This is a genomic window from Brachybacterium avium (assembly GCF_002216795.1).
In the GTDB taxonomy this organism is placed as follows: Bacteria; Actinomycetota; Actinomycetes; order Actinomycetales; family Dermabacteraceae; genus Brachybacterium; species Brachybacterium avium.
This window is the reverse complement of sequence record NZ_CP022316.1, coordinates 110,317-131,161: the sequence shown is the minus strand read 5'-3', so window position 1 is coordinate 131,161 and position 20,845 is coordinate 110,317. Positions and strand designations below refer to the sequence as shown.

At 71.5% G+C, this 20,845-nt stretch carries 21 protein-coding genes and 1 pseudogene; 17 read left to right on the top strand and 5 right to left on the bottom strand.

The features are described 5' to 3' along the window. The first annotated feature begins 19 nt into the window (after nt 1-19). From fmt to CFK39_RS00545, 7 genes and pseudogenes are all read left to right on the top strand, one after another. Entirely contained in the window at nt 20-973 is a 954-nt protein-coding gene (gene fmt / locus CFK39_RS00575) for a methionyl-tRNA formyltransferase (RefSeq protein WP_089063837.1), read from the top strand. Continuing rightward, nucleotides 970-2,553: an RsmB/NOP family class I SAM-dependent RNA methyltransferase gene (locus tag CFK39_RS00570; protein WP_089063836.1), complete on the top strand. Its 1,584-nt coding sequence runs from the start codon at nt 970-972 to the stop codon at nt 2,551-2,553. Before fmt ends, CFK39_RS00570 begins: the two co-directional genes overlap by 4 nt. Then, a complete protein-coding gene (gene rpe, locus CFK39_RS00565) occupies nt 2,550-3,236 on the top strand; it encodes a ribulose-phosphate 3-epimerase (protein ID WP_089063835.1) in 687 nt (228 codons plus the stop codon). Before CFK39_RS00570 ends, rpe begins: the two co-directional genes overlap by 4 nt. 18 nt (nt 3,237-3,254) lie before the next feature. After that, nucleotides 3,255-3,961, top strand: a pseudogene (gene pnuC, locus CFK39_RS00560) (nicotinamide riboside transporter PnuC). 64 nt (nt 3,962-4,025) lie between these two features. Continuing rightward, a complete protein-coding gene (locus tag CFK39_RS00555; protein WP_157697014.1) occupies nt 4,026-4,289 on the top strand; it encodes a phosphoribosyl-ATP diphosphatase in 264 nt (87 codons plus the stop codon). Nucleotides 4,290-4,383: 94 nt separating this feature from the next. After that, nucleotides 4,384-5,241, top strand: coding sequence for an ATP phosphoribosyltransferase (gene hisG / locus CFK39_RS00550; RefSeq protein ID WP_089063833.1), 858 nt, complete (start codon nt 4,384-4,386; stop codon nt 5,239-5,241). Nucleotides 5,242-5,248: 7 nt separating this feature from the next. Beyond that, nucleotides 5,249-5,713, top strand: a complete 465-nt coding sequence (locus tag CFK39_RS00545; RefSeq protein ID WP_089063832.1) for a PH domain-containing protein — start codon at nt 5,249-5,251, stop codon at nt 5,711-5,713. 12 nt (nt 5,714-5,725) lie between these two features. On the opposite strand, the gene CFK39_RS00540 is transcribed toward CFK39_RS00545, so the two are convergent. Beyond that, nucleotides 5,726-6,841 carry a DUF3866 family protein gene (locus tag CFK39_RS00540; RefSeq protein WP_089063831.1) on the bottom strand — a complete coding sequence of 372 codons (1,116 nt, stop codon included), beginning with the start codon at nt 6,839-6,841 and terminating at the stop codon, nt 5,726-5,728. A gap of 66 nt (nt 6,842-6,907) precedes the next feature. Between CFK39_RS00540 and CFK39_RS00535 the strand changes: the two genes are divergently transcribed. The 10 genes from CFK39_RS00535 (at nt 6,908) to CFK39_RS00495 (ending at nt 18,158) form a co-directional block, all read left to right on the top strand. Next, on the top strand, nt 6,908-8,914 hold the full coding sequence (locus CFK39_RS00535; RefSeq protein ID WP_245822762.1) for a WYL domain-containing transcriptional regulator: 2,007 nt from the start codon (nt 6,908-6,910) through the stop codon (nt 8,912-8,914). A 132-nt stretch (nt 8,915-9,046) separates the two neighbouring features. Continuing rightward, nucleotides 9,047-9,409 carry a Sec-independent protein translocase subunit TatA gene (gene tatA / locus CFK39_RS00530; protein ID WP_089063829.1) on the top strand — a complete coding sequence of 121 codons (363 nt, stop codon included), beginning with the start codon at nt 9,047-9,049 and terminating at the stop codon, nt 9,407-9,409. Nucleotides 9,410-9,492: 83 nt separating this feature from the next. Continuing rightward, on the top strand, nt 9,493-10,404 hold the full coding sequence (gene tatC, locus CFK39_RS00525) for a twin-arginine translocase subunit TatC (protein WP_245822760.1): 912 nt from the start codon (nt 9,493-9,495) through the stop codon (nt 10,402-10,404). Then, nucleotides 10,401-11,357: a diacylglycerol/lipid kinase family protein gene (locus CFK39_RS00520; RefSeq protein WP_089063827.1), complete on the top strand. Its 957-nt coding sequence runs from the start codon at nt 10,401-10,403 to the stop codon at nt 11,355-11,357. The genes tatC and CFK39_RS00520 overlap by 4 nt, the downstream gene beginning before the upstream one ends. Then, nucleotides 11,354-14,275 carry a DEAD/DEAH box helicase gene (locus tag CFK39_RS00515; protein WP_089063826.1) on the top strand — a complete coding sequence of 974 codons (2,922 nt, stop codon included), beginning with the start codon at nt 11,354-11,356 and terminating at the stop codon, nt 14,273-14,275. The genes CFK39_RS00520 and CFK39_RS00515 overlap by 4 nt, the downstream gene beginning before the upstream one ends. Nucleotides 14,276-14,310: 35 nt before the next feature. Then, nucleotides 14,311-15,153 (top strand): hypothetical protein, encoded by an 843-nt coding sequence (locus CFK39_RS00510; RefSeq protein WP_245822758.1) that lies wholly within the window; start codon nt 14,311-14,313, stop codon nt 15,151-15,153. Continuing rightward, nucleotides 15,150-16,325: an apolipoprotein N-acyltransferase gene (lnt, locus tag CFK39_RS00505; RefSeq protein ID WP_245822756.1), complete on the top strand. Its 1,176-nt coding sequence runs from the start codon at nt 15,150-15,152 to the stop codon at nt 16,323-16,325. The genes CFK39_RS00510 and lnt overlap by 4 nt, the downstream gene beginning before the upstream one ends. Continuing rightward, complete coding sequence (locus CFK39_RS16580; protein WP_245822754.1) at nt 16,325-16,792, top strand: nitrilase-related carbon-nitrogen hydrolase; 468 nt, start codon at nt 16,325-16,327, stop codon at nt 16,790-16,792. The genes lnt and CFK39_RS16580 overlap by 1 nt, the downstream gene beginning before the upstream one ends. 1 nt (nt 16,793) lies before the next feature. Next, nucleotides 16,794-17,549: a polyprenol monophosphomannose synthase gene (locus CFK39_RS00500; protein WP_089063825.1), complete on the top strand. Its 756-nt coding sequence runs from the start codon at nt 16,794-16,796 to the stop codon at nt 17,547-17,549. Nucleotides 17,550-17,681: 132 nt separating this feature from the next. Further along, the gene (locus CFK39_RS00495) at nt 17,682-18,158 is read left to right on the top strand and encodes an FxsA family protein (RefSeq protein ID WP_245822752.1); all 477 of its coding nucleotides are present in this window, start codon (nt 17,682-17,684) and stop codon (nt 18,156-18,158) included. Nucleotides 18,159-18,231: 73 nt separating this feature from the next. Here CFK39_RS00495 and CFK39_RS00490 read toward each other — a convergent pair whose 3' ends face one another. The 4 genes from CFK39_RS00490 to CFK39_RS16575 all read right to left on the bottom strand — a co-directional run bounded on the left by CFK39_RS00490 (nt 18,232) and on the right by CFK39_RS16575 (nt 20,729). Continuing rightward, entirely contained in the window at nt 18,232-18,582 is a 351-nt protein-coding gene (locus tag CFK39_RS00490) for an RNA polymerase-binding protein RbpA (protein ID WP_089063823.1), read from the bottom strand. Nucleotides 18,583-18,707: 125 nt separating this feature from the next. Beyond that, the gene (locus CFK39_RS00485; RefSeq protein WP_089063822.1) at nt 18,708-19,520 is read right to left on the bottom strand and encodes a glycerophosphodiester phosphodiesterase family protein; all 813 of its coding nucleotides are present in this window, start codon (nt 19,518-19,520) and stop codon (nt 18,708-18,710) included. Continuing rightward, nucleotides 19,492-20,445: an SURF1 family cytochrome oxidase biogenesis protein gene (locus CFK39_RS00480; RefSeq protein ID WP_089063821.1), complete on the bottom strand. Its 954-nt coding sequence runs from the start codon at nt 20,443-20,445 to the stop codon at nt 19,492-19,494. The genes CFK39_RS00485 and CFK39_RS00480 overlap by 29 nt, the downstream gene beginning before the upstream one ends. Continuing rightward, entirely contained in the window at nt 20,442-20,729 is a 288-nt protein-coding gene (locus CFK39_RS16575; protein WP_245822750.1) for a hypothetical protein, read from the bottom strand. Before CFK39_RS16575 ends, CFK39_RS00480 begins: the two co-directional genes overlap by 4 nt. Nucleotides 20,730-20,845: the final 116 nt, after the last annotated feature.

Here is a 20,845-nt window from a genome sequence, read left to right as displayed (position 1 = left end):
CCCCGTAGACTCGGGCATCATGCGACTGCTCTTCGCCGGCACCCCTGAGGCCGCCCTTCCCTCCCTGCGCACCCTGCTCGACTCGCACCACGAAGTGGTCGGCGTGCTCACGCAGCCCGACGCCCCCACCGGGCGCGGCCGCAAGCTCGCCCCCTCCCCGGTCAAGGCGCTCGCCCTCGAGGCCGGGGTGCCGGTGCTGACCCCCGCCACTCTCCGCGACCAGGCGGTCCAGCAGCAGCTGCGGGACCTCGCGCCCGACGTCGCCCCGGTGGTCGCCTACGGGAACCTGATCCCGCAGGCCGCGCTCGACATCCCCCGACACGGCTGGATCAACCTGCACTTCTCTCGGCTGCCGGCCTGGCGCGGAGCCGCCCCGGCCCAGCGGGCCGTGCTCGCCGGGCAGCGCGAGACCGGGATGAGCGTGTTCCGGATCGAGCAGGGCCTGGATACCGGCGACATCCTCACCTCTGCCCCCACCACCATCGGCGAGTTCGAGACCGCCGGCGAGCTGCTGGAGCGGATGGCCGAGGACGGCGCGAGCGTGCTGCTGGAGACGCTCGATGCCCTCGCCGCCGGCACGGCCACCGCGACGCCGCAGGACCATGCCCTGGCCACCCGCGCCGCGAAGCTGTCCACCGCCGAGGCCCGCATCGACTGGACCCGGCCGGCCGCACAGGTCGCCGCCCATATCCGCGGGATGAGCCCGCAGCCCGGCGCCTGGACACTGCTGGACGGCGCCCGGACCAAGCTCCTCGGCGTCGAGCAGTCCCCCGAGCACGCACCGCTTCCGCCCGGCCGCATCGAGGCCACCAAACACCAGGTGCTGGTGGGCACCGGCACCGAGGTCATCGCCCTGTCCACCCTCGCCCCGGCCGGCAAGCGGCCGATGCGCGCGGCGGACTGGGCCCGCGGCGCGGCCCTGGCCGAGGGCGCCCGCTTCACCACCGACCAGCAGGACGGAGACCCCGCATGAGCGAGGAACGACGAGGCGGCCATTCCGGCGGCCGACGCGGCGACCAGGGAGCCTCCCGCGACCAGCAGGGCCGCACCCGCTCCGGTGCCCGCGGCCAGGGCGGCCCCCGCCGCGGCTATTCGGACTCCCGCCCCTCCGAGCGCTCGCGCCGTTCCACCCCCTCCCGCCAGGTCGCCTTCGAGGGTCTGCGTCTGGTGCGTGAGGAGGACTCCTACGCGAACCTGGTGCTGCCCCGCCTGCTGCGCACCCATCGGGTCTCCGGTCGCGACGCCGCCTTCACCACCGAGCTGTTCTACGGCGCGCTGCGCGCCCAGGGCCGGCTGGACGCGATCCTCGCCGCCTGCGTGGATCGCCCGCTGGAGAAGATCGACCCGCCGCTGCTGGATGTGCTGCGCCTGGGCGCCTATCAGCTGTTGGACATGAGCGTCGCCCGGCACGCCGCGACCTCTGAGACCGTGGCGCTGGCGCGCTCCGTGGTGGGTGCCGGAGCGGCCGGTTTCGCCAACGCAGTGCTGCGCCGGGTGGGGGAGAAGGACCGCGAGCAATGGATCGGCGAGGTCGCTCCGGACCGGGCGCAGGACCCCACCGGCCATCTCGCCGTCGTCCATTCCCATCCGCGCTGGGTGGTGCGCGCGCTCAGCGACGCCCTGGCCGGCCACGGCCGCTCCCGGGACGAGATCGATGAGCTGCTGGCCGCCCAGAACGAGGCCCCTGCGGTCTCGCTGGTGATGCGCCCGGGCCTGACCGATCTCGACGAGCTGATCGACCACGGCGCGAGCCAGGGCCGCCTGTCCGTCTTCGCGGCCTCCTGGCCCTCGGGCGATCCCGGCGGCATCGACCCGGTCAAGCAGGGCCGGGTCGCCGTGCAGGACGAGGGCAGCCAGCTCGCCGCCCTCGCCCTCGCCCTCGGGGCCGACGATCTGGTCCTCGCCGAGGACCGCCACTGGCTCGACCTCTGCGCCGGCCCGGGCGGGAAGGCCGCGCTGCTGGGCGGGCTCACGATCGACCACGACGCCGACCTGCTGGCCGTCGAGCTCCAGGCGCATCGCACGGAGCTGGTCGACCGAGCCGTCGCCACCCTGCAGGAGGCCGGCTGCGAGATCACCACCCGCACCGCCGACGGCACCGCGATCGGCGCCGAGCTGCCCGGCCGCTTCTCCCGCGTCCTTGCCGACGTCCCCTGCTCGGGCCTGGGCGCGCTGCGCCGTCGCCCCGAGGCCCGCTGGCGCCGCACCCCGGGCGACATCGGCCACCTCACCACGCTCCAGCGCAGCCTGCTCACCTCGGCCCTGGATGCCGCCGCGTCCGGGGGAGTGGTCGCCTACGTGACCTGCTCCCCGCACCTGGCCGAGACTCGCCTGATCGTCGCCGATGTGCTGAAGACCCGCCAGGACGTGGAGGAGCTCGACGCGCGCGACGCCGTGCGCGCCGGGGTGCTGCCCGCCGAGCGCTCGAGCATCGATCTGGGCGCGGGCCCCGCCGTCCAGCTGTGGCCCCACATCCACGGCACCGACGCGATGTACATCCACCTGCTGCGCAAGCTGCCCGCCCCCACCGAGGAAGGAACCCCCAGGACATGAACACCCCGTACTCGACCGACGGCCACTTCATCCACCCCAGCATCCTCAACGCCGATTTCATGTGCATCGGCACCGAGCTGGACAAGATCTCCACCGCCGACAGCGTCCACGTGGACGTCATGGACAACCACTTCGTGCCGAACCTGACCTTCGGCCCCTCGATGGTCGAGCAGATCGTCGAACGCAGCGCCCTGCCCATCGACGCGCACCTGATGATCGCCGACGCCGACACCGAGGCCCCGGCCTACGCCGAGGTCGGGGCCTCCTCGGTCACCTTCCACCTCGAAGCGGCTCGCGCCCCGGTCAAGCTCGCCCGCGACCTGCGGCGCAAGAACGTCCAGGCCGGCATCGCACTGCGACCGGCGACCCCGGTCGAGCCGCTGCTGGACATCATCGGCGAGTTCGACATGCTGCTGATCATGACTGTCGAGCCGGGGTTCGGCGGGCAGAGCTTCCTGGAGACCATGCTCCCGAAGATCCGCCGCGCCCGCGCGGCGATCAGCGAGTCGAACCTGGAGGTGTCGATCCAGGTCGACGGCGGGGTCAGCCGCGAGACCATCGAACGCTGCGCGGAGGCCGGGGCGAACGTCTTCGTCGCCGGATCGGCGATCTACCGTGCCCAGGACGCCGCGGACGAGATCTCCGCCCTGCGCGAGCTCGCCCAGCGCCACCCCACCCACTGACCCCCACGGGACGGCGACATGCATCTTCTGCAGTGGCTCTTCGACGCACGGATCGAATTCGACGGGGGCCAGTTCCTGCTCCTGCGAGAGGTGCTGGGCAATGTCTTCGGGCTGCTCAGCGCGCTCGGGGGATGCGACGGAAGGTCTGGGCATGGCCCATCGGGATCGCCGGGAACGCCCTGCTGCTGACCGTGTTCCTGGGCACCGTGTTCGGCAGCCCGAACCCGGTGGACCTCTACGGGCAGGCCGGACGCCAGGTGATGTTCATCGCCACCGCCGTCTACGGCTGGGTCCGCTGGCGACAGGCCCGGGTCGCGGGCGGCACCGCGGTCGAGCCCCGCTGGGCCTCCTGGGGCACCCGCGCCCTGCTCCTCGTCCTGCTGGTCGGCGGCACCGCCGCCCTCACCCCGCTCTTCCGCGTGCTGGGATCCTACGAGCCGGTCTGGGCCGACGCCTGGATCTTCATGGGCAGCCTGCTGGCCACCTTCGGGATGGCCAAGGGCTGGGTCGAGTTCTGGTTGATCTGGGTGGCGGTGGACATCGTCGGCGTCCCGCTGCTGCTGAGCGCCGGCTACTACGCCAGCGCGTTCATGTATCTCTTCTACGGCGCCTTCACCCTGATGGGCTTCTTCATCTGGTGGGGCGTGCGCAACCGCCACGATCTGGAGCAGGCCCGGGTCACGGTCGAGACCGCTCACCTGGACCCCACGGTGCGCCGGGACTGAGCTGCTGGTGTCCGGCGAGCGGGCGGCGGTGCGCGCGCCCGGCCGGGACGCGTACCCTGGGGGCGTGAAGGATTTCGAGGCGCTGTTCGCCGAACTGACCGACAAGGCCCGCACCCGACCCGAGGGGTCGGGCACCGTCCGCGAACTCGACGGCGGCGTCCATCAGATCGGCAAGAAGATCGTCGAGGAGGCCGCCGAGGTGTGGATGGCCTGCGAGTACGAGTCCAAGGACGATGCCGCGATGGAGATCAGCCAGCTGCTCTACCACCTGCAGGTGATGATGATCGCGAAGGACATCTCCCTCGAGGACGTCTACCGGCAGCTCTGAGCCGTCGGCCGCGCGCCGCCATCGATCCTTTCGCTCTCTTCGCCACGTTCGCCCCATCTCGTCCCATGGCCGCCGCAGCGGCCGAGGAGGATCCGTGCTCCGCATCGCCGTCCCCAACAAGGGTGCTCTCTCCGAGCCCGCCGCCGACCTGCTGCAGGAGGCCGGATACCAGCGCCGCGGCACAGCGAAGGAGCTCGTCGTGGTCGACGAGGACAACGGCGTCGAGCTGTTCCATCTGCGCCCGCGCGACATCGCGGTGTACGTCGGTTCCGGCACCGTCGATGTCGGCATCACCGGCCAGGACATGCTGCTGGACTCCCGCACCCCGGCGGACGAGATCCTGCCGCTGGGCTTCGCCGGCTCGACCTTCCGCTTCGCGGCCCCCGCCGGCAGCCGCAGCGACGTCTCCGAGCTGCACGGCGCTCGCATCGCCACCAGCTACGAGAACCTCGTCGAGGACTATCTCGCCGAGCGCGGCATCAGCGCCGAGGTGGTCCACCTCGACGGTGCCGTCGAGTCCTCGATCAGGCTCGGCGTGGCGGACGTCATCGCGGACGTGGTGGAGACCGGGACCACCCTGCGCGCAGCAGGCCTCGAACCCTTCGGCGAATCGATCATGACCAGCCAGGCCGTCCTGTTCTCCCGCCCCGAGCTGGAGCTCGGGGCCGAGGCCGCGCACTCCCTGGAGGTGCTCACCCGGCGCATTCGGGGCGTCCTGGTCGCCCGGGAGTACGTGATGCTCGACTACGACATCCCCTCCGCCCTCCTCGAGCGCGCGGTGGAGATCACCCCGGGCCTGCAGTCGCCGACGGTCTCGCCGCTGCACGGCGGTGAATGGTCCGCGGTGCGGGCGATGGTGGACAGCGGCTCCGCCCACCGCATGATGGACGAGCTCTACGAGGCCGGCGCGCGCGCCATCCTGGTCACCGCGATCCAGGCCTGCCGCATCTGAGACGGCTATGAGCACCCCCGGATCCGACGCCGTCAGCGGGGAGCGGCGCGCCACGATCGTGCTGCGCCCCCGCGCAGTGCGGGTGGCCGCCTATTTCAGTGCGGTCGTCGTGATGGCGGGCATGATCGGTGGGGCCGTGATGCTCACCAGCTTCCAGTGGGGCGGTCGGCTCGGGCTGCTCGCCATGGGCGTGCTGGTCTTCCTCTTCTGCCATCTCGAGGCCTCGGTGAAGGTCGTCGCCCGCCCCTACGAGATCGAGGTGCGCAACCTGATGCGCACCCGCACCCTGGAATGGCCGGAGGTGCTGGGCATCAGCTTTCCGATGGGCGACCCCTGGGCCCACCTGGATCTGGCCGACGGCAGGACCTACCCGCTGCATGCCATCCAGCGCTATGACGGGAAGCGGGCCATCGCTGCCGCGCATCAGCTGCAGGCGCTGATCCGCGAGCGCGGGGAAGCTCCGCCGCTCTGAGCCGTCCTGCCCTCAGTCCCGCGGGGTGAGCATCGCGGCGCAGCGTCCGGCCAGAGCGGCGTACAGGAAGGGGGAGGGGTCCTCGGCGAGGGTCCTGCCCATGGTGGTCATCCGCACCGGCATCTCCTCGAGCGCATCGCGCAGGCCCTTCGCATCGACCTCGGTGAGCTGATGCAGAACACCGCGCTTCCTCGCCGGCTTCAAGATCGTGGATTTCACCTGTTTGCGCACTGACTCATGGAAACCGTTGTATCTCGAATCATGGCGCGCCATCACCGGCAGCTGCACCGGAGTCAGCAGGGCCCGGCCGTACACGGTCGAGGAGTGATGGGACAGTCCTCGATGACGTTCGCGCTCGTCGGCCTCGGAGACACGCAGGGTGGCCACGCCCTGACCACCGAGCACCGTCGCCGCATGCAGGGCTTCCGCCGCCTGCACCCCGGAGAAGCCCCAGCCGGTCCCGGTGCCCAGGTTCCCCGGTCCCTGGATGACGATCGCGACATCGGCGCCGACCACATGCCTGGCCCCCAGCAGGGCGGAGTGCACGGAGACGGCCTCGAGATCCCCGCCGAAGGACTGACCCGCGCTGATCACCGCCGAGAGCAGATCCGCCTCCCGCAGCCGTGCGGCGCTGCGGGAGTAGACCGCGGGCAGCGCCGCGGCGTCGGTGTGCACGTAGGCGATGCGCAGGGTGCGGCGCTGAGCGCGGATCCCGGCGATGATCGCAGGGAGGGAGGAGTGCAGATCCGCGACGATCACGGGCATCCCGTCGATGCGCTTGGCGGTGCGGAGGGTCTCATAGTGCTCGCCCGCGGGATCATCGATCGCATCGACCATCGTCTGCATCGGGGTGTACCGGGCCTTGACCATGTGCCCGTCGGTCGGCGCCGCCTCCGGCAGCACCTCGGGTCGTGCAACGACCATGGCATCGCCGCCGGTGCCCAGCTCACGGCGCACGGCATTGGTGTTCAGCAGCACCGTCTCACCCGGTTGCGGGCACCCGGTCAGCTCCCGGTAGGCGATCGCGGTGAGCGTCCCCGCATCGTCCTCGAGCTCGACCTCGACCCGATCCACACCGGGCCAGGACCCCAGAGCGGCCTTCACGGTCCCCCGTTCCCATCGCAGCATGACCCCAGCCTAGGCCGCGACGGCATATGGTCCTCCATCGCGACCGCGGGGCATTACCCTGGCGAGGTGGCTTCGAAGAGTGTGGAGAGACTGCTCAACGTCATCATGACGATCGGATCGCGCCGTCGGATCGACCGCGCGAAGCTGTTCAGAGTGATCCCCGACTACGCCGACGCGGTCTCCGACCAGGCCGCGGAGCGGATGTTCGAGCGCGACAAGGCTTCGATCATCGAGCTCGGCCTGCCGCTGGTGGCCGAGCGGGACCTGCTGGACGAGAACACCGTGTACTACCGCATCGACGCCGCCCGCTCCGGGGCAGTGCTCGAACTCACCACCGAGGAGTACACCGTCCTGCTGGCGGCGAGTCGTGCCTGGGACACCGCCGCGGCGGGCGGAGCGGCGCGCCGCGTGCGCGCGAAGCTCCTCAGCCTGGGCCATGACGCGGACCCCGATCTGCTGCGCCGCACACCGCGCGGGGCCGTCGAGTCCCTGCCCGTGCTGACCCCGCTGCTGCAGGCCGTGGTCTCGGGGAACGGGGTCCGCTTCATGTACCGGGGCACCCACGGCGCACCTTCCGAGCGGCGGGTGGAGCCCTGGGTGGTCGGCGTCCATGACGGCCACTGGTATCTCCACGGCTGGGACCGGGACCGCGAGGCGCCCCGCGTGTTCCGGGCCTCCCGGATCGAATCGTTCCCCGCCGAGGCGGGCAGCGCCGACCAGCCGCGCCCCGAGCAGATCGACCTCACCGAGGTGCTCGAGCGGATGCTGGACAGCGACGACCGGGATTCGGCAGTGCTGCGCGCCGCCCCCTTCAAAGCGCTGTCGCTGCGCGATCGCGCGGGTGCCTCCCTGGAAGCGCAGACCTTCCGTCTTCCCGACCTGCCCCGCCCGGCGGTGCGTCGGCTGCTGCTGTCCGATATCCGCTGGCTCGAGCTGCTGGAGCCGACCGGCTGGCGCGAGGAGCTCGCCGAGGTGCTCACCACGATCGCCGCGATGCATGAGGGGGAAGCGGATCTGTCCTCCCGCGACCGCGCGGAGACCCGCCCCCGCGCCCGGATCCGGGTCACTCCGCAGAGCGGGGACCACCTCTCCCGGTTGATCTCCGTGGCGTCCTACGTCATGTCCCGCGACGAGGTGCAGCTGGCGGAGCTCTCCGAGGCGCTGGGCGTCTCCGAGAAGCAGCTCATCTCCGATCTGCAGGTGCTCTTCGTCTGCGGCGATATGGGCACCGGCTGGGAGGACCTCATCGAGGCGGAGTGGGAGCACGGCACGGTCCGCGTGCGCAACGCCGAACCCCTGCGCCGGGCCCTGAACCTGAGCTCCGTCGAGAGCACCGCGCTGCTGGCCGGCCTGGCCGCGCTCGAGCCAGCCGCCGGGCAGGCGGCCGACGTGGTCGAGTCCGCCCGCACCAAGCTGCTGGCCGTGGTGGAGGGCACTGCGGAGCGTCCTGAGCCGCCCGCTGCCCCCACCAGGACCGAGATCACGGCGGCGACGACGGCCGACGAGAGGGCGGCCCGGACCGCGGACCGCGCCGAGCAGGTGCTCACCGCGGTGCATGCGGCGCTGCGCGCCGAGCCCGGCTCCGCAGAGGCCCGGCTGACGATCCGCTACTCCTCCGTGGATCGCCCCGGCACCAGCGTGCGACGGATCAGGCCCCTGCGCATCGAGACCGTGGGAGCGCGGTCGTACCTGCTCGCGCACTGCGAGCTGGCAGAGGGGGAGCGCCGCTTCCGTCTGGACCGCATCGTGGAGCTGCTGCCCGCCGGGACCTCCATGAGCCGGCCGGAGCCCGGTGACCAGCCGGTGCTGGCAGGCCGCGTCGAGGGAGAGGTCTGGCTGCGACTGGCTCCGGCCGCGCACTGGATCGCCGAGTCCTTCGACGCCGTGGAGCTGCGGGACGCCGTCGAGGACGGGGCCGGAGCGACCTACGCCCGGCTGGTCCACCCGGTTCTGGCCCCGATGGTGGACGCGGTGCTGGAATCAGCCGGAGCCGCCGAGGTGCTCACCCCGGAGACGTTGAGAAACACGATCGTGACCGTCGCGCACGGCGGGGCTGTGCGTCACGCCCAGTAACTGCCGTTACTCTGGGACCACCCGCCGTGCGGTGGGCCGAGTCGCCACCGGGGCGGCCCGTTCGGTGCCCGGTCCGCTGTGGGATAATAGGTGCGCCCGCGCTGTGTCATGGCGCTTTTGAAAGGTACTTCCATGAACTTCTTCCGCAACCCCTGGGCGATCGTCCTGCTGATCGTGCTGGTCATCCTGCTGTTCGGGGCCAACAAGCTCCCGGGCCTCGCCCGCAACATGGGCAAGTCGATGCGCATCTTCAAGAGCGAGGTCGAAGAGCTCCGCGGTGAAGACAAGGCCTCCGACGAGGACGATGAGCACGACCGTCCGGCCCGTTCCTCGCGTCCCCGTGAGGATCGTCGCGACCGTGACGAGCGCGATGTCCGCCGCGACGATCGTCATGACCGTGATGACCGTGATGACCGTGAGTACGATCCCCGCGATGACAGCGATCGCGAGCCGATCCGTGCCCGCGACGACGACGACTCCTACCGTCGCGACTGAGCACCCTGACGCGGACCGCGTCATCGACAGCGGGTTCGGCCGAGTGATCGATCGGACCCGAAGCGCTGGGAGGAAGCAGATCCGTGGCGAGTGATACGCAGGGCCGCCGGCCGGGCGAGGCCAAGTCCGCGAAGCGGCCGGGCAGGGATCCCGAGGGACGCATGTCCCTGGGCGAGCACCTGGTCGAGCTGCGCAACAGACTGGTGATCAGTGCGATAACCGTGCTGCTGCTCTCGATCGTCGGCTGGTTCCTGTTCCCCTGGGTCTTCGAGGCCGTGAAGGCACCGATCGAGACCGCCGGGGAGGACAACGACCTCCAGTCGCTGATCAACTTCCAGGGCGTGGGCCAGGGCCTGAACGTCAAGCTCCAGATGGCCGCCTACATCGGCCTGATCCTCTCCTCGCCGATGCTCATCCTGCAGATCTGGCTGTTCGTGATGCCCGGTCTGCACCGCAACGAGCGCAAGTATGCGATCGGGTTCTTCGGCTCCGCGATCCCGCTGTTCTTCATCGGCTGCGTCGCCGGGTACTGGGCCGTGAGCCAGCTGGTGCCGGTGCTGATGAGCTTCACCCCCACCGAGGGGTCGGTCTCGCAGATCATCCCCTACGACCAGTACCTGGCGCTGCTGATCAAGACCATGCTCGCCTTCGGCGTCGCCTTCGTGGTGCCGGTGGTGATGGTGCTGCTGAACTTCATGGGTCTGATCAGCGGCCGTTCCATGCTCAAGGCCTGGCGCTGGATCATCTTCCTCAGCTTCGCCTTCACCGCGGTGATGGTCCCCACCCCGGAGCCGATCACCCTGATCGCGATGTCGGCCGCGATCGCCAGCCTCTTCTTCGGCGCGATCGTCATCGCGCTGCTCCACGACCGCCGGGTGGGACGTCGCTCCGGCGATGAGGACCTCGGGGACGATGAGGCCAGCCGGATCGACGACGAGGTGGAGAAGATCGAGGGACCGTCGGGTCTGGACGACACCGACGAGGACCGGCGGTGAGCAGGCTCCGCGTGGGCCTGCTCGCCAACCCGACAGCGGCACAGGGCACCGCACATCGCATGGGGCGACAGGTGGGCCACCTCCTTCGCCTGGCCGGGATCTCCGTGGTCGATGTCTCCGGCCCCACGGCCGCCGTGGCCCGAGCCCGTGCCGAGGAGGTCCGGGACTCGCTGACCGCCCTGGTCGTGGTGGGCGGTGACGGCACCGTCTCGCTCGGGGCCGAGATCGTCGCCGGCACCCCGGTCCGGCTGGGCATCGTCGCGGCCGGCGGCGGCAACGACTTCGCCCGCTCCCTCGGGCTCGCGATCAACGATCCGGAGAGCTCCACGCGCGCGCTGCTGCACGCGCTGTCCCGCCCGGTGGTGACGGTGGACGCCATCGAGATCACCGCCGCCGGCCACGGAGCGGGCCACCGCTCCCTCGCCCTGGGGAACGTGAATCTCGGCTTCGACGCCCTGGTCAACGCGCGGGCCAACGGGGCCCGGGCCGGGCACACGATCCGGTACACCAGCGCCGTGCTGCGAGAGCTGCGTGCGTTCACCCCGCTGCCGTTCTGGTTGGAGATCGACGGCGGCGAACGGATCGAGGTGGATGCGACGGTGCTGGCCCTGTGCAACTCGGGGATGTTCGGCAGGGGGATGCGGATGGTGCCCGATGCCCGCATCGATGACGGCAAGCTCGAGCTCGCCATCGTCTCCGGTGTCGGGCGTGCACAGCTGCTGCGCCTGCTCCCCAGGGTCTTCGCCGGCACCCACACCTCGCTGGCCGCCGTCGACATCCGCCCCGTGGAGCAGCTGACCATCGGCCTCCGCCACGGCCGGGGGCTGCGCGCCTATGCCGACGGAGAGGCCCGGGCGCTGCTGCCGCTGACCGCACGGGTGCTGCCGGGCGCCGTCCGGCTGCTCGCGGAGCCCGCGCCCGACGCCGCCGTCGTTCTCGAGGACGCCCGATGACCTCACCCGCAGAGCGCTACGCCCAGTGGAGAGCACAGACGGAGCGCGAACGCTCCTCGCCCGAGCTGACCGCCTTCACCGGCCGCTATCCCTTCGCGCTGGATGATTTCCAGCTCGCCGCCGCTCGCGTCCTCGAGGACGGCAGCTCGGTCCTGGTCGCCGCGCCCACCGGCGCCGGCAAGACCGTCGTCGGCGAGTTCGCCGTGCACCTGGCCCTGGCCCGCGGGCACAAGGTCTTCTACACCGCGCCGATCAAGGCCCTGTCGAACCAGAAGTTCGGCGAGCTGGTGGAGTGGCTGGGAGCGGACCGGGTGGGACTGCTGACCGGCGACACCTCGATCCGTCCCGATGCCGACGTGGTCGTGATGACCACCGAGGTACTGCGCAACATGCTGTACGCCGACTCCGACCTGCTCATCGGGCTGGGCTTCGTGGTGATGGACGAGGTGCACTACCTCGCCGATCGACTGCGCGGACCGGTGTGGGAGGAAGTCATCATCCATCTGCACGGTTCGGTGCAGCTGGTCTCGCTGTCCGCCACCGTCTCCAACGCCGAGGAGTTCGGGGCCTGGTTGCAGGAGGTCCGCGGCAGCACCGAGATCATCGTCTCCGAGACCCGCCCGGTGCCGCTGTGGCAGCACGTCGTGGTCGGGGACGAGCTGCTGGACCTGTTCGTCGACGCCGACGGGGAGGCCGTGGTCTCCCAGGGTCCCGGAGCGCGCGGTGACCGCCAGGTCAATCCCGAGATCGAACGCCTCACCGCCTTCTCCCTCCCGGTCGACGAACGCACCGGTGGGTCCCGGGGCCCCGGCTACCGCGGGCGCAAGGGCACCAGCGGCCGCCACCGTCCGCGCGGATCCGGCCAGTACCGCCCGCCGCACCTGCGTAAAGGTCGAGGTGGCGGTTCCCGGGCCGGTGGTGGAGGCCATCCGGGCTCCGGACCGCACCGTCATGACGGCAGGCACCCCGGCTCCCTGCGCCCTGCGCGACGACCGGACGTAGTGGAGCTGCTGGACGATGCCGAACTGCTGCCTGCCATCATGTTCATCTTCTCCCGCGCCGGCTGCGATGGGGCGGTGCAGCAGTGCGCTCGCGCCCGGCTGCGCCTGACCGATGACGCCGAGCGCCGGGAGATCCGCGCGGTGCTGGACGAGCAGCTCGCCGACATCGGAGTCGAGGACGAGGAGGTGCTCTCGCTGGCCACCTTCCGCCGGGCCGCGCTGGACGGCTTCGCCGCCCACCACGCCGGTATGCTCCCGCTGCTGAAGACCGTCGTCGAGGCGCTGTTCGCGCGGGGCCTGATCAAGGTCGTCTTCGCCACCGAGACGCTGGCGCTGGGCATCAACATGCCCGCTCGTTCGGTGGTGCTCGAGAAGCTCGTGAAGTTCAACGGCGTCGACCATGCGGATCTGACCCCGGGGGAGTTCACCCAGCTCACCGGGCGGGCGGGGCGTCGCGGCATCGACACCGAGGGGCATGCGGTGGTGCTCGCCGGTCCCCGCTTCGATGCCCCGGCCGTGGCGTCCCTCGCCTCGAAACGCACCTACCCGCTGCGCTCCGCCTTCCGGCCCACGCCGAACATGGCGGTGAACCTGCTGGACCGCTTCGATCTCTCCCGAGCCCGGGAGACCCTCGAGACCAGCTTCGCCCAGTTCCAGGCGGACCGCTCCGTGGTGGGCCTCGCCCGCCGCGCCCGGGAGCTGGAGGACACGGCCGCGGACTACCGCGCGGCAGTCACCTGCGAGCGCGGGGACCTGCTGGAGCACGCGCAGCTCCAGGAAGCGATCACCGAGCGGGAGAAGACCCTCTCCCGCGCCCGCGCCGATCAGGACCGGGACCGCACCCGCAGCGTGCTCGGCGACCTCCGTCGCGGGGAGGTGATCGCCCTGCCCGGCGGCAAGCGTCGCGGCTATGCGGTGGTGCTGGAGGTCGACCGTGCGGTGCTCGGCGGGCCGCAGGTGGACCTGCTGGACACCGAGGGACGCCGGCGCAGCCTCCGCCCCGGGGACGTCCCCTCGCCGCCCGCCGTCATCGACCGGCTGCGCCTGCCGCACCAGGACTCCCTGGGCAGCAGCAAGGTGCGCAAGGACACCGCCGCCGCCCTGCGTCAGCGTCTGGCCGGGCAGGACGACGATGCGCGCCGAGAGGTGCGCCGACGCACCGCGCGCAGTCCGTCGACCGCTGCGACGGACGAGCAGCTCCTCGCGCTGCGCGAGGAGCTGGAGGCCCACCCCTGCTCCGCCTGCCCCGACCTCGAATCGCATCTGCGCTGGGTGGGGCGCTGGCGGAAGTCCCGCAGCGAGCTGGAGGGCGTCCAGCGGCGCATCCGCGGCCGCACCAGCTCCCTGGCCCGCCAGTTCGACCACCTCACCGATCTGCTGGTCGAGCTCGGCTATCTCGCCCCCGACGGGGAGGAGCTGCGTCCCACCGCGAGCGGGATGCGGCTGCGCCGGCTGTTCAGCGACCGCGACCTGCTGATCGCGCAGTGCCTCGAGCAGGGTGCCTGGGCCGGCCTGGACCCGGCCGGGCTCGCCGCCGTGGTCTCCGCCGCGGTCCATGAGACCCGTCGCGACGACCGGGCTCCCGAGGTGATCCCCGACCCCGTGGTCGAGACCGCACTCGTGGCCTCGGCCAGAGTGGCCGCGGCGCTGCAGGCCGCCGAGAGCAGGCACCGCGTGCCCCCCACCGCCGTGCCGGACCCGGCGATCGCCGGGATCGTGCACCGTTGGGCGCGCGGCGCGCACCTGGCCGCTGCGCTCGAGGGGAACGACCTGCCGCCGGGCGACTTCGTGCGCCACTGCCGGCAGGTCATCGACCTGCTCGATCAGCTCACCGCCGACGAGGAGCTCGGGGCGGTGGCCCGCCGTTCGATCCGTGCCATGCGCCGAGGACTGGTGGCGCAGGAGATCGACCGATGAGCTTTCTCCCAGGAGAACGCGAGAGGCTGGGGACCGTGAGCCAGAACGACACTTCCGAGAACGCCCTCCGCGACGACACCGACGCGGCCGGCACCCGCGACGCCCCGGACCAGGTCGCACCGCCGATGCTCTACACCGGCATCGTGCTGTACAGCGCCGAGGACCCCGAGGCCTCCGCGATGCTGGTCGCCGACGGGCTGATCGCCTGGACAGGCCCGGAGGACACCGGCCGCCTGCTCCACGGGGACGCCGTCCCGGTCGACGCCACCGGGTGCCTGGTCACGCCGGGCTTCGTCGATGCCGCCGCCACGGCGGACGGCGAGGATCCGGATCCGGCCACTGCGGCGGAGGCCGCCGCCCGCGGCATCGTGCTGCGTCTGCCCGGCCCCACCGGGCAGCGGGAGGGCGTGCGCATCGTGGCCCCCGTCACCGAGACCGCGGACTATCTCGATCTGCTCGGCGAGGGCACCCCGCTCGCCTTCGGGTCCGCGGGAGCGCCGGAGGCCGCGGACCCCTGGGACTGGGTGCGCGGAGCCGCCCGCACCAGCCCCGCGCAGCAGCGGATCAGCGATCGCGCCGCCTTCCTCGCCGCCACGCGCGGTGGGCAGCGGGTCGCGGGCAGCCGTCATCCCGGCAGTCTGCAGATCGGCCTGCCCGCGACCTTCGTCGTCTGGGAGCCCTGGGACCTGACCGTGCAGTCCCGGGCGCAGCGGGTGGACAGCTGGTCCACCGATCCGCGCTCGCGCACCCCTCTGCTGCCGGACCTCGACCAGGGCACCCCCCGCGTGCTGCGCACGGTCGTGGAGGGTCGGATCCTCCATGACCGCCTCGCACCGGGCCGTCCCGGGGCCGAACCGCACGGGCAGGCGGGGGAGTGACGGCGACCACCGCAGCGACCGGGAGCCGGCGGCGCACCGCCCGTCGCCGTGACGAGTTCGATCCCACCCCGTGGCCGGTCGCGCTGCTGTGCGGAGCCGGCGGCGGGTTCTGCGCCCTGCTGGCCTTCCCTCCCTACGACCTGTGGATGCTGCTGCCGGTCGCGATCGCGCTGCTCTGCGCGGGTCTGCTGGTGCGCTCGGCCTGGCTCGCGGGGCTGGTCTCGCTGCTGTGGGGGCTGGGACTGTTCATCCCGCTCACCGCCTGGGCCAGCACCTATGCCGGCACCACGCCGTGGATCGCACTCGGGGTGTTCGAAGCGCTGTACATCGTGGTCTTCGGTCTGCTGGCCCGCACCGTGATGGTGCGGCGGGGACTGTGCTTCTCCAGCGCGATCATCGTCTCCGCGCTGTGGGTCGCCATCGAGACGCTGCGCAGCAGCGCCCCCTGGGGAGGGCTGCCGTGGGGGGCGAGCGCCTTCGCCCTGGCGAAGTCGCCCCTGCTGCACCTCAGTCCCTGGATCGGGATCGCCGGCCTCGCCTTCGTCGTGGCCCTGCTGGGCCAGCTGCTCCTGTTCGGGGCCCTGGCCGTGCTGGGGCGTCGGCGCCGCGGATTCACCGGGTTCTCGGGGGTGTGGCCGTTCGCGATCGCGGTGGCGGCGGTGCTGGTGACCGTCGTGGTCCCGCATCCGGTCAATCGGGCGCCGGTGGATCGTCCCACCATGACCATCGCCGCGATCCAGGGCTCGATGAGCGAGATCGATCCGGTCTCCTACACCATGCCGGACGATGTCTTCAGCAACCACCTCGCCGTCACCGAGGACGTGCTCGATCGGACCGAGCAGAACACGACCGCTCTGGACCTGATCGTCTGGCCCGAGGACTCCACCGGCTGGGATCCCCGACAGGATCCGCAGCTCGCCCAGCAGCTCACCACCGCCGCCCAGCGGGCCGATGCCCCGATCCTGGTCGGCACCCAGGTGCGGGTGGGCGAGGACGAACGGCTGAACCAGTCGGTGCTGTTCACGCCCGAGCACACCACTCCGTATGCATACTCCAAGCGCCATCCGGTGCCCTTCGGCGAATACATCCCGATGCGGGGACTGTTCAGCCGGCTCTCCGACAAGGTCGATCTGGTCTCCCTGGACATGATCCCCGGGAGGAGGTCGGGGTGATGGACCTCGACTCCCTGGAGCAGGGCCACGGCCGGGTCGGGATCCTGATCTGCTTCGAGATCGCCTACGACTCCCTGGTCCACGACGTGACCGACGGAGGTGCTGAGGTGATCGTGGTGCAGTCCAACAACGCGCTGTTCGGGGACTCCCACGAAGCCATCCAGCAGCTCGCCCAGGCCAAGGTCATGGCGGTGATGTCAGGCCGGAGCGTGGTCCACATCTCGACCGTCGGCCATTCAGCGATCTTCAGCCCCACCGGCCGACGGATCGATTTCGTCGATCACTGGCAGCAGGGAGCGCTGCTGGCCGACGTCCCGCTGCGCACCGGCATCACGCCCGCCATCGCCGCCGGGCCCTGGATCGCGATCGGCCTGAGCGCCCTCGGCGCCGTCGGCCTGCTCTCCGCCCTGAGCGGCGGGCACCGGGCCCTCGCCCGCACCACCACCCGCCGCCGCCGAGGAGACTGACGTGCATCCGTCCAACGCCGCCCTGCCGCCCACCCTCGTGGTGATCCCCACCTACGACGAGCGTGAGGCCCTGCCCGGGACGCTCGCGCGCCTGCGCGCCGCTGTGCCGGCGGCCGACGTCCTGGTGGTCGATGACTCCTCGCCCGACGGGACCGGTGCCTGGGCCGAATCGGTTGCGGCGAAGGACCCGGCGGTGCACGTGCTGCACCGCGCCGGGAAGCAGGGCCTGGGGCCGGCCTATCTCGCGGGTTTCGCCTGGGGCCTCGAGTGCGGTTACCGGCAGCTGGCGGAGATGGATGCCGATGCCTCCCATCGCCCGGAGCAGCTGCCCCGGCTGCTCGAGGCGGTGCGGCGCGGTGCCGATCTCGCGATCGGTTCGCGCTGGGTGCCGCGCGGGGCGGTGCACAACTGGCCGCTGCATCGCCTGCTGCTCTCGCGCGGTGCGAACCTGTATGTGCGCGCACTGCTCGGACTCGGCGTCTCCGATGCGACCGCCGGATATCGCGTATTCCGGGCCGAGCTGCTCGAGCAGCTGATCGCCACGGACATCGCCTCCCAGGGCTACTGCTTCCAGATCGATATGACTCGCCGGGCACGGGATCTGGGCGCCGCGATCGCCGAGGTCCCGATCGACTTCGACGAGCGGACGGCGGGCGCGAGCAAGATGTCCGGGCACATCGTGCGTGAGGCGCTGATGAAGGTGACGTCCTGGGGACTGTCACGTCGCGTCCAGGGCCTTCGCAAGGCCCTGCGCTAGTCTGAACAGATCGGAAGCCTCAGGAAGGGAGCCCCCGTGGCCGCACAGCAGCCCTCCAGCCAGGGCCCATCCGCACGCCCCGCCGCATCGGGTGCTCCATCGCCGCGCGGCGGCTCGCGCCGGGGGTCGTGGGTGCCTGTCCTGATCGTCGTGCTGGGCCTGGTCGAGCTCGCGATCCTCGTGCTGATCGGGATCAACACCAGCCTGTGGTGGGCGGTGCTGGCCGTCGCGATCGGATGGGTGGTCGGCATCGCGCTGCTGGTCGCCGCGGGCCAGCAGTCCTTCGTGCGACTGCGCTCCCTGCTGCGCGCGGTGAGCGGTCGCGGCGATGTCCAGGACCATCTCTCCCGCCCCGCGTTCACCCTGCTGGCCGCGCTGTTCTTCTTCTTCCCCGGCATCCTCACCGATCTCATCGGGATCGTGCTGCTGCTGACCCCGGTCCAGCGCCGCTCCGTGAAGGCGATGGGGCTCGGCAGCGGTTCCGCAGGTGCGCGCACCGTGCTCTACCGCCGCTCCGGCCGCGGGGTGATCGACGGTGAGATCATCCTGGAGAACACCTCGCGCGATCGTGGTGAGGACGGCACCCCGCCCACCCTGATCCAGGACTGATCGGACGCCACCGACGACAGCGCCCCCGCTCCGCCATGAGGCGGACGCGGGGGCGCTGTGGTGAGGGGGCCGGTCAGAGGTTCCGGCGCTGGTGGAGCTTGCCGGCGCGCAGCAGCTCCAGGCGCTGGTCGAGGAGCACCTGGAGGTCCTCCTCGCTGCGACGCTCGAGCAGCATGTCCCAGTGGGTGCGCACGGGCTTGCCCGGCTTCTCCTCGGGCCGCTCGTGGTCGCGCAGCAGCGCGGAGGCGCTGCAGCGGCACACCCAGACGGCCGGGACGTCGGCCTCGACCGAGAAGGGGAGGACGATGGTGTGGCCATTGGGGCAGTCGTAGACGGCCTCCTGGCGCGGTGCGGCGAGGACGCCCTCGTCGGTCTCCATGGAGAGGGAGCCCAGTCGGGTGCCTCGCAGGCTGCGGCTGTTCATGCGGTTCTCGCTTCCTGCCGGGGATGGGGGTCGGACGGCGCGCCGTCCGATGAGGTCTGGTGGTCCAGTGCTGTCAACGCCGGCGGAGCCGGTTCTGTTCCCGGGACCGGTCGAACCCTCGCGGCTCACGGGCCGTCGAGCAGCTCCGAGAGCAGATCGACACGGTTCGTGATGATACCATCTACGCCCTTGACCAGCAGATCCTGCATGGTCAGCGGGTCATCGACGGTCCACACATGCACCTCGCAGCCGGCTCGGTGAGCGGCGGCGATGTTGGCCGTGGTGACGATCTGCACACCTCGGTAGGCCGGGGGAACCTGGAGCGCACCGAAGGGCGCGAGCAGCCGGGAGATGACGGGCTGCGGGGCTTCGACCGCACGCGCGGCGAGGAACCGGCCGATCGCGCCGCGGGAGGGGCTGCGCACGGCGGTGACCCCGGTGGCGGCATAGAGTGTCGCGATGGTCTTGCGGACCACGTCCCCGTCGAAGCCGGCCACGCACACCCGATCGGCGCTGCGGGTGCGGCTGATCGCCGCGACCGCGGGTCCGATCGCCGAGGGCGACTTGATGTCGATGTTGATCGGCACGTCACGGAAGGTCCCCAGGACGTCCTCGAGCATCGCCAGCGGCTCGTCACCGGCCAGCCGCACGGAACCGGCCTCGTGCGCGGTCAGCTCGTCGATGCGGCGCGGATCCCCGGCGACGCGCCGCAGATCCTCGTCATGGACCGCGAGCGCGAGCCCGTCCCGGGTGGCGCGGGTGTCGGTCTCCAGCATGTCGGCGCCGGCCCGCAGGGCGTGCTCGAAAGCGCGCAGGGTGTTCTCGGCCCCATCGGGCGCCAGGCCCCGGTGGGCGATGCGGCGGGGTCGGGGGCCGGGCAGGAACCGGGAGCGGCGCGGCCGGCCCTGTTCAGGGCCGCTGCTGGTCGATGAGAGCATCTTCTTCCTCCTCGTCCTGGCCCCGGCGGCGCGCATGGACCGTGCGTCGGGGGCGGTGATCGGTGGTGCGGCCGATGGTCCGGGCGGTGGTGCCGGCCTGGTGATCGGGGTCGGATTCGACGGCGCCGTCCTGCGCGGTGGCCTCGGCCTGTTCGTGCTGCTCCTCGGCAGCGGCGTCCCGGAGCTTCCGGCGGGTGGTGTAGACCAGGGCGGCGGGGAAGAACAGCGCGAAGAGCCACCACTGGAACGCATAGGACAGGTGCGGGCCCAGAGAGGTGTCGGGATACGGCAGCGCGACGGGTCTGTCGGCGGCAGGCTCCTCGGTGGCCAGTTCCCCGTACGCGCCGGTGACCAGATCGGTGGTGTCCAGACCCATCAGCCCTGCGGACTGTCGGGGATTGACGGAGTGGGTCTGCCCCGGTGGCGGCTCACGATCCAGCACCTCCTCCGCGGGGCGCAGGCGCACGGTGACGGTGATCTCGCCGTCGGGCACCGGGGCCGGATCCTCCGGCTGCGAGGAGCCGCTGTCCGAGGGCACCCAGCCGCGCACCACCAGGAGGGTCTCCCCGTCGTCGGTGCGGAAGGGAGCCAGCTGCCAGAACCCCACCCGGCCCGAGAGCTGTCGGTTGCGCACGTACAGGACGTAGTCCTCGGTGGCGCAGTAGCTGCCGTGCAGGGTGACCGGGGTCCATTCGTCCGCCACGGGCAGCGCCGCGGTGAGATCGGGCAGCGCCTGGCCGAGGCTCACAGGGGCGGCTTCGTAGTTGGCCCTGATCACCGCGGCCTGCTCCACGCGGCCCTCGTAGCGGCCGAACTGCCACAGGCCCAGCATCACGCAGACCGCCGCGAGCACCAGCACGCCGACCAGACCCAGCAGGGTCTCACGGCTCAGCAGGATCTCTCGTCGGGAGGAGGTCGTCCTCATCCGTGAACCGGTGAGATCGTCCCGGTCCCGGGAGCGCCGGTCGCGGCGTGCAGGTGCCCCGCAGCTCCGCCGAGCACCCTGGTGAGGTCCTCGGTCCCGAAGTCCACGATCATCACGAACATGATCGCGGTGGCTGCGGCGAGCAGGAAGCCCAGTGCTGTCACCGTGATGGTCACGCCGAGGCGCAGCCGGGGCCGGTCCCTGCGGGGCGTGGCGGGCGGGAATCCGTAGTCCTCGCTCTCGAGGTGGTTATCGGCCCACATGCCGGGATTGAGGACGGCCACGGGGTATTGGTCGACCCGGCGGCGCGGGCGGGCTCCGCTGGCAGGCACATCTTCCGAGGACTGCAGCGGTGCTTCGCCGTCGCCCGCCGCCGTTGCCCAGAGCCTCCACCCGGCCG